This window comes from Streptomyces sp. NPDC002076, assembly GCF_053593835.1.
This window is the reverse complement of the sequence record NZ_JBSFDI010000018.1, coordinates 1-15,411: the sequence shown is the minus strand read 5'-3', so window position 1 is coordinate 15,411 and position 15,411 is coordinate 1. Positions and strand designations below refer to the sequence as shown.

Sequence of the window (15,411 nt, the reverse complement as noted above, 5' to 3'; positions counted from 1 at the left end):
TCGCACCCTGACCCGCGCGGACCGTCGAGGTCAACACGGATTCACCGGCCAGCCGTGATCGCAGCTGACGGCCCACCAGGTGATCGAGGAGCGACAGGAGCCGCCCTGCGGTACCTTTGCGATCAGCGCCTGGGCGGCGTTGTGCCGCCCGCGGGTCGCGGACGGTTGCGTGGGGTCATAGCCGGCGGTCCATCAGGTGATCGAGGAGCTGGACGAGTTGTCCGGCCGCTTCGGTGGCCAGGGGTGCGGCCGAGAGCAGTGCCCGGGCGGTGGCGGTGTGTGCACGGGCCTGGGCGAGCGCCGCCGTACGGCCGCCCGCCGCGTGGATCAGTGCGGCGGCCTCCGCCTCCCGTCCCGGTGCGTCGAGGAGCTCGGGCAACCCGCGGGCCGCCGGGGAATCGAGTGCGGCCAGCACCGGGTACGTCTTCTTGCGCTGCCGCAGATCGCCGCCCACGGGCTTGCCGGTGACGGCCGGATCGCCCCAGATGCCCAGCACGTCGTCGACCAGCTGGAAGGCGATGCCGAGATGCCGTCCGGCCCTGTCCAGCGCGTCGGCCGTGGCCTCGCCCGCCCCGCCGAGCACGGCGCCCAGCGCGGCGGCGCAGCCCAGCAGCGCGCCGGTCTTCCCCTCCGCCATCGACCGGTACTCCTCGGGCGTGACCCGCTCCGGCCCGGTCCAGGGCCGGGTGGCGAACAGCAGGTCGTCGGCCTGCCCACGCACCAGGTCGGCGAGGGCCGCCGACAGCAGCCGTACGGCGCCGGCGCCCTGCGGCGCGGTCGCGAGGGTCTCCACCGCCAGCGCGAACAGGGCGTCCCCGGCCAGTACCGCGGGGCCGGTGCCGTACGCCTTCCACACGGCGGGGCGGCGGCGCCGGGTCGCGTCGCCGTCCATGATGTCGTCGTGCAGCAGCGAGAAGGCGTGCACCAGCTCCACCGCGACCGCGGCCGGCACGCCGGCAGCTCCGTCGGCGCCCGCCGCCTCGGCACCGAGCACCGAAAGCGCCTGCCGTACCCCCTTGCCGCCCGGAGCGGCGGCGGGCGCCCCGCCGACCTCGCACCAGCCGAAGGAGTACCCGGCCATCTCGGCCACCCACGGATGCAGCCGCCCAACCGCCTCCCGAAGCGCCGGCTGCACCAACTCCCGGCAGCGACCGAGGACTTCGGGAGCGGAAGGCGGAGCCTGTACGGCGGTCACCGGGCACCCTCCGCGTCGAGAGCGAACTCCTCCTGGGCCCGGGCCACCATCTTTCGGGCGTGTTTGAGTCCGCTCCGCTCCAACGTCTCTGCCAGTTCGGCGAGTTCGGCCGCCGTCACGGACCGGTCACGGCCCAGCTGCGCCAGCGACTTGACCAGGCCCAGCCGGGCCAGCGCCTCGCCGCGCGGCTCGCTCATCGCACGGAACTCCGCCAGGGCCAGCTCGTACAGATCCCGCGCCTCGCCGTAACGCCCGGCGCGGTACAGGACGTTGCCGCGCATCTTGTGGTTGTAGGCGAGCGCGCTGGAGAGGTTCATCGCCCGGCAGGAGGCCTCGGCACGGGACAGCAGCTCCAGTGCCCGTTCGGTGTCCTTGTCGCGCAACGAGAGGATGTCGGCGAGTCCGCGCAGCGCCCAGGCGTGCCCGCGCCGGTCCTCCGCCCGCTCGGCTATCTGCGCGGCCTCCTCGAACAGCGCGTACGCCCGGTCGTGGTCCCCGGTGTTGCGGTGCATCTGTGCGATGCCCTCCAGCGCCCACACCGTGTGCCGGGCCTCCCCGCGCCGGCGCGCCTCGGCCAGCAGTTGCTCGTGCAGCCGGCGGACGGCCCCGTAGTCGCCCTGGATGCGACCGGTCTCCGCGAGGCCGGCCAGCGAGTAGCCGCGGACAACGATGTCGCCGCCCCGCTCGCCGAGTTCGGCCGCGAGCCCCAGCAGCCGCCAGGCCAGCGGGAAGGCCCCGCGCTGCCGGGCGAGGGTGCCGCCGCTCCACAGCGCCCACGCCATCGCGGCGGTGTCGCCGGCCGCGCGGGCGGCGCGGTAACTCGCCTTCCAGGCCCGGTCCGCGTCCGCCGTGTGGCCGAGCCGCCGGTGCGCCTCGGCGACGGCGAGCCCGCAGCGGGCCGCCTCGGCGGGGCACCCGGACCGCTCGGCCTCGCGCAGCTTCTCGGTGCCCTCCGCCAGCACATCGACGAGCGAGGAGTTCACGGACAGGGTGGTCAGGGCGCCCTGGTACTCCGGGGCGAATGCCTTGCCGTACATGCGTGCCTTTCTATACACGACGTGTATACATCACGTGTATAGGGTCTCGGAAAATTGCCCCGGCCGAGGAGACCGGGGCATGTCGGTCTGTTGCCGATCAAGACGCGGGTACGGCGACGGGGGTTGCCCGTGCGATGTGGATCACCCTGTGAAGGTTCAGTGCTGCTGGGCCTTCTGCGGGGTCAGCTCGCTCGGGCGCACCACGACGAAGCCCTCGCCCTGGAGCATTAGCTGCACGGCTTCACCGGAACCGCCGCGCAGCATCGAGCCGATGGACTGGGAGCGGTGCAGCGAGGTCTCCAGATGCGCGGTCCAGCCGACCACGGCGTCCGTGTCGACGTACACCGGGGACTGCGCGGAGACCGGGATGACCAGCGGGTTGCCCTCGCACACCAGACCGAGCCGGCCCTGCCCGCTGAACACGCTGTTGAACAGTCCGCCGCCGGCGATGCCCGACCCCTTCACCGTCCTGATGTCGTACGACAGCGAGGCGTCGAAACACAGCACATTGCGACCGTTGACCGTGAACTGGTCGCCGGGCTCCACCTCGACGATGAAACAGTTCTGCGCCTCGTGCGCGAACCAGGCCTCGCCCTGCCCGCGCACCGCCATGAGAGGCAGCCCCTCACCGGTGACGGCACGCTTCAGCATGCCGCCGACGCCCTGGCCCTTGCGCTCGAACTTGAGGCTGCCGCGATAGGCGACCATCGCGCCCTGGCGGGCGTACATCTCACCGTTGACGGCGTACCTGATGCACTTGGCGTTCTCGACGGACATGCCCGGCTCCACGGCCGGCTGCACCACATGCGCACTGGAAAAGAGATCACCCTTCATGCGGGGCATGGTGTCCCGGAGGGTGCCCTTCCGCCAAGATCACGGAAAGTGCCTGCTCCACCACGCGAACGACCAGGTGCGACCGCACAGCCGAGGCCCGATTTGCGGGGTCTGATGGGGCGGCGCAGCATGGGCTGCACGGGCGGAGGCCGGCCCGGCGACATGACCCCGCCTCAGGAATGCGTCCGCAACCGGTGAGGACCACCATGCCCGGAACCTATGACCTCGCCCGCACCGCGATCCTCCTGGTCGACCCCTACAACGACTTCCTCTCCGAGAACGGGAAGGTCTGGCCCGCAGTACGGCATGTGGCTCTTGAGGTCGGGCTCCTCGACCATCTGCGCGCCGTCGGCGCCGCCGGCCGGGAGAGCAACCTGCGGATCTTCTTCGTACCGCACCGCCGCTGGGAGCCGGGCGACTACGACGGCTGGGACCACCCGAACCCCTCGCAGCGCAAGATCCAGGAGGGGCACCACTTCGCCAGGGGTTCCTGGGGCGGGGAGTTCCACCCCGACTTCCAGCCACAACCGGGTGACGTCATCGCCCACGAGCACTGGGGGTCGAGCGGGTTCGCCAACACCGACCTGGACCTGCTGCTCAAGCAGCATGGCATCACCCACGTGGTGGTCGTCGGCCTGCTGGCCAACACCTGTATCGAGGCCACCGCCCGCTTCGCCATGGAGCTGGGCTACCGCGTGACACTGGTCCGTGACGCCACCGCGGCCTTCAAGCCCGAGATGATGCACGCCGCCCATGAACTCAACGGGCCGACCTACGCGCACCGCATCACCACGACCGAGGAACTCCTCCAAGGGCTGAAGAACTCCGGGTAGCCGGCCGGGAGGAGGCACGATGGAACTCGAAGGATCGATCGCCCTGGTGACAGGAGCCAATCGCGGCATCGGCCGAGCGTTGGCTCGTGCGCTGATCGACCGCGGGGCCGGGAAGGTCTACGCCGCCGTCCGCGACCCGGCGAGCGTGACGGACCAGGACCTCACTCCGCTGCGTCTGGACGTCACCGAGCCCGATGACATCGTCGCGGCGGCTGCCGTCGCGGGCGACGTCACCATCGTGGTCAACAACGCTGGTGTGGGCGGATTCGACACCAAGCTCCTGACGGGCTCTCTCGACGGTGCGCGCCGGGCGATGGAGACGAACTACTTCGGCACCTGGGCCGTCTCCCGGGCCTTCGCTCCCGTCCTGGCACGCAATGGTGGTGGTGCCCTGGTCAACATCCTGTCGGCCGCCTCCTGGGCCTCGCGGCCGGACTACCCCGGGTATGCCGCCTCCAAGGCAGCCCAGTGGTCGTTGACGGGTGCGCTGCGCGAAGGCCTGCGGGAACAGGGGACGCTCGTGGTCGGTGTCCATGCCAGTTTCGTGGAGACGGACCTCAGCGACTTCACCGACGCACCGAAGATCAGCGCGGCCGACGTGGCGGAGCAGACCATGGAGGCCCTGGCGAACGACCGGGTCGAGGTTCTCACCGACGAGCGGACCCGACAGGTCAAGCACGCGCTGTCGCAGCCGCCCGAAGGGTGAGCGGACGCCGTTCCCGCGGAAGGCTCCTGGGCGCCTCCCGGATGGGCGGCACCGGTGCACTGCCGGCCCCTACCCCTTGGCAGCCTTCTTCCCGCAGAACGCCGAATCCAACGCCCCGGCCAACGCATCGGAGACCCTCCCGTTGTTGGACGTGTTGGCGGCGGCCGTGAGACTCCGCCTGCCGTCCTTCGTGGCGAAGGCGTACGTGGAGTACCCCTGCACCACCCCCGTGTGCCCGTACACCGAGATCCCGCACGACAGATCGCGCCGCCGTAGCCCCAGCCCGTACGCCGTGGTGCCGTTGACCGGAGTGAAGCGTTCCATCTCCGCCAGCCGTGCCGAGGACAGCAGCCTGCCCCCGAGCAGCGCGCTGTAGAACGCGTTCAGATCCCGCGCACCGGAGATGATCGCCCCCGCGCTCTGCGCCCATGACATCGTCTGCTCGGTGGAGTCCACCAGCGGGTCGCCGGCCTTGTCCGGGGTGAGGTATCCGCGGGCGTACCGGCCCGGGATGCCCGTCTCGGGATGCACGTAGAAGGTGTCCCGCAGGCGCAGCGGCTTGAAGACGCGGTCCTCGTACTCGGTCCGCACCGAGTGCCCGGTGAGCTTCTCGATGAGCATGCCCGCCACCACGAAATTGGTGTTGGAGTAGGAGTACGCGGCGCCCGGTGCGTTGGTGCGGGGCTTCTTCAAGGCGAGGCCGACCAGCTGACGGTAGGTGAAGACCTTGTTCCGCACCGCCTCGAAGCCGGACACGCTGTCGGCGAACAGGTCGTCGGTGTAGTCGTACAGGCCGCTGCGATGACCGAGCAGTTGGCGGACCGTGATGCGGTCGTCCGGCAGCAGCTTGGGCAGATAGCGGTTGACCGGCGCGTCGAGGTCCAGCCGGTGTTCGTCGGCGAGCTGGAGCAGGACGACGGCCGAGAAGGTCTTGGTGACGCTGCCGACACGGAAGCGGTCGTCGGCGCTGATGGCCCGTCGCGTGCTCCGGTCGGCGACTCCGCTCGTCACCTCGTACGTCCGGCCGTGGTCGTCGATGCGGGCCAGGGCGCCCGGCGCGCCCCGGCTCACCGCGGACCGCACCACCGCGGCGAGGCCGGCGGTGTCGGGTGCCGGCAGGGCCGGCCGGGGCCTCAAGGCCGCCCGGGCGGCCGGCTCTCCTGTCGCGGCCCGCGCCGGGAGTGCGAGAAGCGACAGCGCGACGGCTCCGAGGACCGCGCCTCGCCGCACCATTGCCGTGACCATCCGTCACCCGCTTTCAGCGATACGAACCGGTACGAGGTGTGATGCGACATCGGTCACATTCCGGCTTTGGAACCTAGGGGATTCAGCACACATCTCCACAGCCGACACACAGTTGGTCAGGCAGTGATCACTCTGTGGCGCGCATTCGTAAAGGATTGCCATAGAAGGTCGCGAAATCGATCATTCCGCCTTTACGTGGACATGACTGATCCGTAAGGGTTACGCCTTGGGGCCCGACCAGCCCCCGTGACGCGAACCGCGTCATGTCTCAAGGCGGTTGGTGATCCCCGCTGCCTTCGAACGAAGGAACCCTGATCCTTGCGTAGACCGCACATACGCAGCGTTGCCGTCGCCATCGCGGTGACGACCGCTGCCACGGGCCTGGCCGGTACGGCTTTCGCGGGTCCCTCCACGGGGGTGGAGCGGTCCTCGGCGTCCGCCATCACGAACGCCACGGTGGTGGTCGAGGCGGCGCGCACCGCGGCCTTCGCCCACGCCACGGCGACCGGCGTCTCCCAGGGCGACGAACTGCACGCGCAGGACGTGATGATCGACCCCGAGGGCGCCCGGCACGTCCGGTTCGTCCGCACGCACGACGGCATGCCCGTGCTCGGCGGCGACCTCATCGTCCACCTCGACCACAAGCTGGCGTACGCCGGCGTGACCCGCGCCGCCGGTCACGCCGTCGAGCCGGCCACCACCAAGGCCAAGCTGACCGCGGACCAGGCCGCCGCCAAGGCCGCCCAGGCCGCCAAGGGCGACGCGGGCACCGCCCAGCTGGTCGTCGACGCGCGCGGCGGCTCCTCCGCCCTCGCCTACCAGGTGACCGTCACCGACCAGAACGGCACCAACACCGTCGTCGTCGACGCCGTCACCGGCAAGGTGCGCAGCAACACGCCCGACAGCGACGAGTTCCTCTCGCCGAAGCTGCTGGAGAGCCTGCGCAAGCACGGCGAGACCATCGACCCGGCCGCCGGCATCGGCTCCGCCTCCCCGCAGACCGGCCTGCTCGGTTCCGTCGCCTCGGGCGCCACGACCTACCCGTCGCCCGCCAGGGGCACCGGCAAGACCCTCTTCGTGGGCAGCGTCGGCCTGACCACCACGGCGACCTCGCGCGGCCACTACCAGCTCAAGGACCCGAGCCGGTACGGCACCGAGACGCGGGACGCCAAGGGCTCGTACACGGAGAAGTTCAGCGCCGGCGCGAAGTTCACCAGCACGACCAACGTGTGGGGCAACGGCACGACCAGCAACCGTGCCAGCGCCGCCGCCGACGCCCAGTACGGCATCACCCAGACCCTGGACTTCTACAAGAAGACCTTCGGCCGCAAGGGCATAGCCAACAACAGCAAGGCCGCCCAGGGCATGGTCCACTGGGGCAAGAAGGTCGCCAACGCCTTCTGGGACCCGACCTGCAACTGCATGCTGTACGGCGACGGCGACGGCCAGACCTTCAAGAAGCCGCTCGTCGTCCTCGACGTCACCGGCCACGAGCTGACCCACGGTGTGGTGGACGCGACCGCGAAGCTGGAGCCGACGTACGTCGACTCCGACGGCAACCAGTACGGTGAGCCCGGCGCGCTGAACGAGTCGCTCGCGGATATCTTCGGCTCCAACGTCGAGTTCTTCAGCAACAACAAGAACGACACGCCGGACTACCTGATCGGCGAGAAGCTGGGCCTCGCGCAGAAGTTCCTGCGCCGTCTCGACCACCCGTCGCTCGACAAGCTCGAGGGCACGATCGACTACTGGTCGCCGGACACCTACTACACCGAGGTGCACGCCGGTTCCGGTGTCTCCTCGCACGCCTACTACCTCCTGGCGGAGGGCAGCGGCAGCAAGACGATCAACGGGGTCAAGTACTACTCGCCGACCTACGACAACTCGACGGTCACGGGCATCGGCCGCACCAAGGCCACCGCGATCTTCTACCGTGCGCTCACCCGCTACATGGTCTCCACGACGTCCTTCCACGACGCGCGCGTCGCGACGCTGAAGGCGGCCAAGGACCTGTACGGCGCGAACAGCACCGAGTACAAGACGGTGGACAAGGCGTGGGCCGCGGTCAACGTCACCGCCGCCAACACGCCGGCCGCCCGTCACTGACACGGCCGCAGCAGCACCGGATGCCCCGCCTCGCGCGGGGCATCCGCATGTCCGGGGTGCGCGCGCACCGCCTCCGGCCGCAGGCCCGGATGCCCCCGAGGTGCGCATCCGCGGCGGCGGCGGGACCATGACCTGCGTGGGATACGCAGGCCCGTCCCGGACGGTCCGCATGCGACCCGGCGGGTCCGTCACACTCCGGGACCTCGCGCGATGACCGGCCGGTTCGGACGCGTCCGCCGCGTCGCCGCCGTCCTGCTCACGGCCGTCGTCTGCCAGTCCGCGCCCGGCCGGGCGGCCGCTCTGCCCGCGTCCGCCGAGCACGCCTCGGGGGTCGTCACCTGGGCGGCGAGCGCCGATCGCCTGGGCGAAGGCACCGCCGGACAGGACTACCGGCTGATCGTGCACACCAGCGTCGGCGGCGACGATCTGCGCGTCCGCCTGAGCAACGCCTTCGGTGACCGGCCGCTGACCGTGGACGGCGTCTACGCCGGAGTGCGCAGCGAGGGAGCCGCCCTGCGGCCGGGCAGCAACCGCCGGCTGACCTTCGGCGGCGCCCGTACGGTCGTCGTCCCGTCCGGTGCCACCGCCTGGAGCGACCCGCGGCCAGGCCGGCTGCGCCCCGGCACCGATCTGGTGGTCAGCCTGCACACCCCGGCCGCGGCAGGACCGGCGACCGGCCACTGGCTGGCGATGCAGACCTCCTACACCGGCCAGGGCGACCACACCGCCGAGGAGAGCGCGACCAACTGGACGCAGACCACCGGATCCTGGTGGTACCTCGACGCCGTGTCCGTACGTCCGTCCCGCGGCGCCGGCCGGGCCGTGGTCGCGCTCGGCGACTCCCTCACCGACGGCTGGCACTCCACCGCGGACCTGGACCGCCGCTGGCCCGACTACCTGGCGCGGCGCCTGAACACCGCCCACGCGGCCGTCCGGGGCGTCGCCGACGAAGGCATCTCGGGCAACCAGGTGCTCGCCGACGACGCCGGGCAGAGCGCGCTGCACCGGCTGGACCGGGACGTGCTGTCCCTGCCCGGAGTGCGCACCGTCTTCCTCTTCGAGGGGGTGAACGACCTCAAGGCGCACACCGGCGTCACCGCGCAGGACCTGATCGCCGGGTACCGGAAGATCGCCGAGCGGGTGCACGCGGCGGGGAAGTGCGTGGTGGCCGCGACCATCGGCCCCTTCGGGGGCTGGCCCGAATGGGACCCGGCCGCCGAGGCCGTACGCCGGGAAGTGAACCGGTTCATCCGCACCAGCGGGGTGTTCGACGCGGTCACCGACTTCGACCGCGCCCTGCGCGGCCCCCACGACTCCGCACGGCTGCTGCCGTTCCTCGACGGCGGTGACCACCTCCACCCCGACGACAAGGGCATGCGGGCGCTGGCCGACGCCGTCGACCCCGGCAGCCTCGACTGCACCCGCTCACCGGCGCTCCGGCCGGCTCACCCCGCCCGACTGGAACGCCCCGAGGGGGCGGGGGCACTCAACCCCGCAGTATCTCCGCCCAGTTCTTCGGCACCCGCCCGGCAGGTCCCGGCACCGGCTGTTCGGCGGGGTGACTGACGGGCGGGGCCAGCTGCGGACCCGAGGCGTACATCTCGTCCGTCGCGTAGTCCCAGAACCATTCCTCGCCCGGCTCGAAGCTCCGGATCACCGGATGCCCCGTGGCGTGGTAGTGCGCGGTGGCATGCTTCGCGGGGGAGTCGTCGCAGCAGCCGATGTGCCCGCACTGCGCGCACCGGCGCAGATGGAACCACCAGCCGCCGGCCTCCTCGCACTCCACGCATCCCGGACCGCTGGGCGGGACGCCCGGGTCTACTGAGTCGACAGTGGTCATGCGATTTCCTCCACTTCCTCCGCCGCCGTCTCGGCGGTCAGCGGCAGCAGCACCTGGAAGCGGGTGTCGCCGGGCACCGACTCCACGCGCAGGCTGCCGTGGTGCTTGTTGACGACGATCCGCCAGGAGATGTCCAGGCCCAGCCCGGTTCCCTCGCCGACCGGTTTGGTGGTGAAGAACGGGTCGAAGATCCGGTCCTTGATCTCGGGCGGGACACCTGGCCCGGTGTCCCGGAACTCCACCAGCAGCCTCTCGTGGTCGAGCGCGGTCCGCACGGTCAACCTGCCCGTGCCGCCCGCGCTGTTGATGGCCGACACCGCGTTGTCGATCAGGTTGGTCCACACCTGGTTCAGCTCCGCCGGATAGGCGGGCACCGGCGGGAGCGTGCGGTCGTACTCCTTCACGACCTCGATACCGGGGCCGATCTTGCCGGACAGCATCAGCAGGGTGCTGTCGAGGAGTTCGTGCACGTCCACCACGCGGTAGGGCGCCCGGTCCAGCTGCGAGTACTGCTTGGCCGCGTCGACGAGGTGCGAGATCCGGGTGGTGGAGTCCTCGATCTCGTTCATCAGCAGTTCGGTCTCGATGGTGTAGTTGAGCCAGCCGATCGCACCGGCCAGGATCTCCTCGTCCACGGCCGCCGCGACCTGCTCCAGCCAGTCGACGTCGAGGCCCGCCTGCACGAAGGTGGGCGCCACCTGCCAGCCGGAGTCGATGCCGTGGTCGTCCAGCCAGTCGCTGAGCAGGTCCTCCCGGTCGGCGGTCTCCATCGGACTGAGCACGGGGGCCTTGGCGACCCGTTCGGCGGTGCGCTCCTGGATCTCGATCAGGCTCGCCAACGCGTCACGGGAGAAGGGGCCTTCGGCGATCACGGCGAGCTTGCGGCGCATCTTCGCCACCCGTTCGCGGAGCGTGGCCGTCGCGCGTACGGCCGCCGCCGCGGGGTTGTTCAGCTCGTGCGTGAGCCCCGCCGACAGCGAACCCAGCGCCAGCAGCCGCTCCTGCTGCCCGACCGCCGCCTGGGTGCGCTTCGCCCCGAAGAACAGGCCCTCCAGCAGATGCACGGCCATCGGGAACCACTCGGTCATGACGTCCGCGAAGATGTCCGCCGGCAGCACGAAGAACCGCGACGGCTCCGTCACCCGCATCGAGTTGTTGTAGGCCTGCCGCACCCGGTCGCCGAGGTAGGCCTGCATCGCGCCCGCGTACACCCCGCGCTGCGAGGTGCGGCTGACCTCCACATCGTCGCCACCGACCCGGCGGGAGAGCACGGCCGTGCCCTCGATCATCACGAAGAAGCAGGTGGCCGGGTCGCCTTCGGTGTAGACCGGGCCGGGCTGGAACAACTCGATCCGCCCCTCGGCGCACAACCGGCCCAGCTGTTCGGGACTCAGCTTCTCGAAGAGGAACAGCGAGCCGATCTCATTGGGATTGCACGGCATGATCTGCCCGCTCATGTCTGCTCCAGATCGTTCATGACTGTTCCAGATACCGGTGGACGAGCATCACGGCCATGGCTCCCTCGCCGACGGCGGACGCGACCCGCTTGGCGGACTCGGCACGGGCGTCACCCGCCACGAACACGCCGGGCACGCTGGTCTCCAGGTGGTACGGCGGCCGGTCCAGCTCCCAGCCGGCCGGCGGCCGCCCGTCGGCGGTCAGATCGGGCCCGGCCAGGATGAACCCGCGCTCGTCGCGCAGCACCGCGTCGCCCAGCCAGTCGGTCAGCGGGGCGGCACCGATGAACACGAACATCCAGTGCGCGTCGACCCGTTCGGTCTCCCCGGTCACGGTGTCACGCAGCGTCAGCTGCTCCAGGCGGTCCACGCCGTGCGCCGCGTCCACCACGGTGTGCGGGCGCACCGAGATGTTCGGCGCCTCGTTGATCTGCTGGATCAGGTAGTGCGACATCGAGGCCGACAGGTCGGGTCCCCGTACCAGCAGCGTCACCGACTTCGCGCCCCGGGACAGATACATCGCGGCCTGGCCCGCCGAGTTGGCGCCGCCGACGATGTAGATGTCCTGCCCCTGGCAGGAGGCGGCCTCGGTCAGCGCCGAACCGTAGAACACCCCGCAGCCGGTCAGGTCGAGGCAGCCGACGGCCTCCAGCTGCCGGTACTGGACGCCGGTCGCGAGGATCACACTGTGCGCGGCGATCGCCGTGCCGTCCGCGAACCGTACGACCCGGGCGGCGCCGTTGACCTCCAGTCCGGTCACCTCGCGGGTGGTGAGGATCTCCGCGCCGAACTTGGCCGCCTGCCGGCGCGCCCGCTCGGTGAGCTGGGCGCCGGAGACGCCGTCGGGGAAGCCCAGATAGTTCTCGATCCGGGAGCTCTGCCCGGCCTGCCCGCCGGTCGCCGACCGCTCCACCAGCACGGTCCTGAGCCCCTCGGAGGCTCCGTACACGGCCGCACCGAGCCCGGCCGGCCCGCCGCCGATCACGATCAGGTCGTAGAAGTCGGCCGTCGGCGTGGTCGCCAGCCCCACCCGCGCGGCCAGTTCCGGCGCCTCCGGCTCGACCAGCGTGGTGCCGTCCGGCGTGATCACCAGCGGCAGCCGCCGCCCGTCCTGCCCGGCGGCCGCCAGCAGCCGCTGCCCCTCGGGTTCCTCCACCGAGTACCAGCGGTACGGCACCTGGTTGCGGGCGAGGAACTCGCGTACGTCCGACGACCGCGCCGACCAGCGGTGCCCGACGACCTTGGTGCTGGGCACGGGCCGGTAGGCGCTGGTGCGCCAGGCCTGCAGCAGGTCGTCCAGGACCGGGTAGAGCTTCTCCTCCGGCGGGTCCCAGGGCTTGAGGAGATAGTGGTCCAGATCGACCACGTTGATCGCGTCGATCGCCGCGTTGGTGTCCGCGTACGCGGTCAGCAGCACCCGGCGCGCACCCGGGTACACGTCCAGCGCCAGTTCCAGGAACTCGATGCCGTTCATCTGCGGCATGCGGTAGTCGGCCAGGATCACCGCCACCAGGTCGCCGCGCAGCTTCAGCTCGCGCAGGGCCTGGAGCGCGGACTCGCCGGACTCCGCGCGCACGATCCGGTACGACTCGCCGTAGCGCCGCCGCAGATCGCGGGCGACGGCGCGGGAGACCCCCGGGTCGTCGTCCACGGTCAGGATGACGGTCCGCGCTGCCTCGGCGGCCTGTGCCATACGTCTCCCCACCCCGGGCGTCGTTTCCACGGCTCGGTGTCGTGGGGACCACCGCACCGGTTCGCAGCCATCGTATGTTCGATCCCGCCGGTTCGCCCTGGGATACGTCGGGCAGTGCGTGCCGAGACCGGCCCGGGGGATCGCCGACGGGTCGTGGGGGAGATCGCCGTGCGCGTGCGCGACCGTGCCCGATAGTGGGCACCAGCACCACGAGAGCGGCGACGAGGAGGCCCACGCATGACACGCCCGATCACGGCAGGGGTGGACGGCACCGAGGAGAGCCTGGCCGCGCTGGACTGGGCGGGCCGGGAGGCCGTACGCCGTGGGCTGCCGCTGCGCGTGGTGCACGCCTGGCGGTACGCCGAGTCGCTCGCCACCGCCGACCGGAACACCCAGCACGGATGGGTGTCGAGAGGGGTGGCGGAGGCCGTGCGGGCCGTCGCCGAGCGGCATCCGGAGCTGGACGTGACCGTCGACGTGGTCGAGGGCGAGCCCGTGCACGCGCTGGCCCGTGCCGCGGCGGACGCGGAGATGCTGGTGCTGGGCTCGCGCGGGCAGGGGCCCGTCCTCGGTTTCCTGCTGGGCTCGGTCGGCCAGCAGGTGATCGCCGGGGCGAGCCGGCCGGTGGTCCTGGTGCGCGCCGGGGACCGGCCGGCGGCCGAGGCCGCCGGGCGGGACGTCGTCGTCGGCCAGCACGGCAACCCGCAGGACAGCGCGGCCACCCTGCGGTTCGCGTTCGAGACGGCGGCGGCCCGCGGCGCGGCCGTCCGGGCCGTCCGCGCGTGGACAATGCCACCGGTCTTCGCCTACAGCCCCGGCTCGCTCAAGCTCCTCGACGACGCGGGCGGCCTCGAGCCCTACGAGAAGCAGGCGCTGACGGAGGCGCTCGGGCCGTGGCGGGAGCGGTTCCCCGAGGTGCCCGTGGCCGAGCAGCTCGAGATGGGCAGCGCGGGCCAGGTGCTGCTGTCGGTGGCAGACCGGGCCCAGCTGATGGTCGTCGGGCGCCGGGCGCACCGTACGGCCGTCGGCGCCCGGATCGGCTCGGTCGCGCACGGGATGCTGCACCACGCCGAGTGCCCGGTCGCCGTGGTCCCGCACGAGTGAGCTACTCGGCCTCGGTCGGCTCCAGACCGGCCCGCGCCGTGGGCAGGACGTTCTCGATGTAGTCCTTGACGGCCGTGTCGAGGCCTATGTCGTGCTGGGCGCGCTCGGACAGGTACCAGCGGTGTTCGAGGAGTTCGTGGTAGATCTCGGCCGGGTCCATCGAGCCGCGCAGCTGAAGCGGTACGGCCCGCACGGTGGGCCGGAACACGTCCCGCACCCAGCGGTGGGCCAGCACCTCCGGGCGGGCGGCGAGGGGGTCGCCCGGGGCGTAGTCGTCCTGGGTGGCCATCCAGCTCTCCAGGTCGTTCAGCAGGCGCCGCGCCTGGTTCTCCTCCGTGTCCAGGCCGGTCAGCCGCAACAGCTGCCGTTGGTGGTGTCCGGCGTCGACGACCTTCGGCACGAAGGTGACCGTGTCGCCGTTCGAGGAGTGCTCGATCTGCATCTCGGCCACGTCGAAACCGAGGTCGTTCAGCCGGCGGATCCTGCGTTCGATGTAGTGGTACTTGCCCGCCGGGTACACCGAGGTGCGGGTCAGCTCCTGCCACAGGCCCTGGTACCGGGTGCAGATCTCGTGCCCGAACTCCACCGGGTCCACGGACGGGTGCAGCGCACCGGACGCCTCCAGGTCCAGCAGCTCCCCGCTGATGTTCACGCGGGCCAGATCCAGGTCGTACTCCCGCTGCCCGGGGCTCAGCCGCGGCTGCAGGTCGCCGGTCTCGGCGTCGACCAGATACGCGGCGTAGGCGCCCGCGTCCCGCCGGAAGAGGGTGTTGGACAGCGAGCAGTCGCCCCAGGCGAACCCGGCCAGGTGCAGCCGGACCAGCAGCACGGCGAGGGCGTCCATCAGGCGGTGCATGGTCGCCGGGCGCATGGTCGTCTCGAACATCGAGCGGTACGGCATCGAGCCGCGCAGATGCCGGGTGATCAGCACCGGCTCCAGCGGGGCGCCCGAGCGGTCGGTGCGGCCGGTGACCACGGCGAGGGGGTCGACGGCGGGGATGCCGAGCCGGTCCAGGTCGCGCAGCAGCTGGTACTCGCGCAGCGCGGGGCGCTCGGCGAGCTCCTTGACGGCGATCACCTCGTCGCCGGCGTGCGCGTACCGCACGACGTGCCGGGAGATGCCCCTCGGGAGCGGCACGAGATACTCCTCGGGCCACTCCTCCAGGGGCACGTCCCAGGGCAGGGCGAGCAGGAGCGCGGGGTGCTCCGGGTTCGTGGCGCTGATCTGCAAGGCCATGGCACGAACCCTAAGGCCCCGCCCGTGTTCTAGGCCCTGTCGTCAAATTCCCGCCTGCTCGGCGACGCCTGGCACGCACGCTCGCCGCGTTGCCGAACCGCCCACGTGGCTCCGCCACGAGGGC

Annotated in this window: 13 protein-coding genes; 5 read left to right on the top strand and 8 right to left on the bottom strand. The window is 71.4% G+C overall.

The genetic code is table 11. From position 1 onward, the window contains the following. Positions 1-175: 175 nt before the first annotated feature. From ACWCQS_RS31785 to ACWCQS_RS31775, 3 genes are all read right to left on the bottom strand, one after another. Positions 176-1,195, bottom strand: coding sequence for a polyprenyl synthetase family protein (locus tag ACWCQS_RS31785; RefSeq protein WP_451007645.1), 1,020 nt, complete (start codon positions 1,193-1,195; stop codon positions 176-178). After that, a complete protein-coding gene (locus ACWCQS_RS31780) occupies positions 1,192-2,232 on the bottom strand; it encodes a tetratricopeptide repeat protein (RefSeq protein ID WP_451007644.1) in 1,041 nt (346 codons plus the stop codon). Before ACWCQS_RS31780 ends, ACWCQS_RS31785 begins: the two co-directional genes overlap by 4 nt. A 156-nt stretch (positions 2,233-2,388) precedes the next feature. Then, positions 2,389-3,066: an AIM24 family protein gene (locus tag ACWCQS_RS31775; RefSeq protein ID WP_451007643.1), complete on the bottom strand. Its 678-nt coding sequence runs from the start codon at positions 3,064-3,066 to the stop codon at positions 2,389-2,391. Positions 3,067-3,272: 206 nt separating this feature from the next. Between ACWCQS_RS31775 and ACWCQS_RS31770 the strand changes: the two genes are divergently transcribed. After that, positions 3,273-3,899: an isochorismatase family cysteine hydrolase gene (locus tag ACWCQS_RS31770; RefSeq protein ID WP_451007642.1), complete on the top strand. Its 627-nt coding sequence runs from the start codon at positions 3,273-3,275 to the stop codon at positions 3,897-3,899. 19 nt (positions 3,900-3,918) lie between these two features. Next, positions 3,919-4,605 (top strand): SDR family oxidoreductase, encoded by a 687-nt coding sequence (locus ACWCQS_RS31765; RefSeq protein WP_451007641.1) that lies wholly within the window; start codon positions 3,919-3,921, stop codon positions 4,603-4,605. Between the two features lie 69 nt (positions 4,606-4,674). On the opposite strand, the gene ACWCQS_RS31760 is transcribed toward ACWCQS_RS31765, so the two are convergent. Continuing rightward, positions 4,675-5,850 carry a serine hydrolase domain-containing protein gene (locus tag ACWCQS_RS31760; RefSeq protein ID WP_451007640.1) on the bottom strand — a complete coding sequence of 392 codons (1,176 nt, stop codon included), beginning with the start codon at positions 5,848-5,850 and terminating at the stop codon, positions 4,675-4,677. Positions 5,851-6,168: 318 nt separating this feature from the next. Here ACWCQS_RS31760 and ACWCQS_RS31755 point away from each other — a divergent pair, with 318 nt between their 5' ends. Together ACWCQS_RS31755 and ACWCQS_RS31750 are read left to right on the top strand one after the other, a co-directional pair. After that, a complete protein-coding gene (locus ACWCQS_RS31755) occupies positions 6,169-7,956 on the top strand; it encodes a M4 family metallopeptidase (RefSeq protein ID WP_451007639.1) in 1,788 nt (595 codons plus the stop codon). A gap of 210 nt (positions 7,957-8,166) precedes the next feature. Next, positions 8,167-9,522: an SGNH/GDSL hydrolase family protein gene (locus ACWCQS_RS31750; protein ID WP_451007638.1), complete on the top strand. Its 1,356-nt coding sequence runs from the start codon at positions 8,167-8,169 to the stop codon at positions 9,520-9,522. On the opposite strand, the gene ACWCQS_RS31745 is transcribed toward ACWCQS_RS31750, so the two are convergent. The 3 genes from ACWCQS_RS31745 to ACWCQS_RS31735 are packed head-to-tail and all read right to left on the bottom strand — an operon-like array spanning position 9,443 to position 12,946. Next, positions 9,443-9,796, bottom strand: a complete 354-nt coding sequence (locus ACWCQS_RS31745; RefSeq protein ID WP_451007637.1) for a UBP-type zinc finger domain-containing protein — start codon at positions 9,794-9,796, stop codon at positions 9,443-9,445. The two genes, ACWCQS_RS31750 and ACWCQS_RS31745, sit on opposite strands and share 80 nt — an antisense overlap. After that, on the bottom strand, positions 9,793-11,253 hold the full coding sequence (locus ACWCQS_RS31740) for an ATP-binding protein (protein ID WP_451007636.1): 1,461 nt from the start codon (positions 11,251-11,253) through the stop codon (positions 9,793-9,795). Before ACWCQS_RS31740 ends, ACWCQS_RS31745 begins: the two co-directional genes overlap by 4 nt. 16 nt (positions 11,254-11,269) lie before the next feature. Beyond that, complete coding sequence (locus ACWCQS_RS31735) at positions 11,270-12,946, bottom strand: FAD-dependent oxidoreductase (RefSeq protein WP_451007635.1); 1,677 nt, start codon at positions 12,944-12,946, stop codon at positions 11,270-11,272. A 237-nt stretch (positions 12,947-13,183) separates the two neighbouring features. On the opposite strand from ACWCQS_RS31735, the gene ACWCQS_RS31730 reads away from it, so the two are divergent. Further along, on the top strand, positions 13,184-14,050 hold the full coding sequence (locus ACWCQS_RS31730; RefSeq protein ID WP_451007634.1) for a universal stress protein: 867 nt from the start codon (positions 13,184-13,186) through the stop codon (positions 14,048-14,050). Position 14,051: 1 nt separating this feature from the next. On the opposite strand, the gene ACWCQS_RS31725 is transcribed toward ACWCQS_RS31730, so the two are convergent. Further along, the gene (locus ACWCQS_RS31725; protein ID WP_451007633.1) at positions 14,052-15,287 is read right to left on the bottom strand and encodes a DUF4032 domain-containing protein; all 1,236 of its coding nucleotides are present in this window, start codon (positions 15,285-15,287) and stop codon (positions 14,052-14,054) included. Positions 15,288-15,411 lie beyond the last annotated feature (124 nt).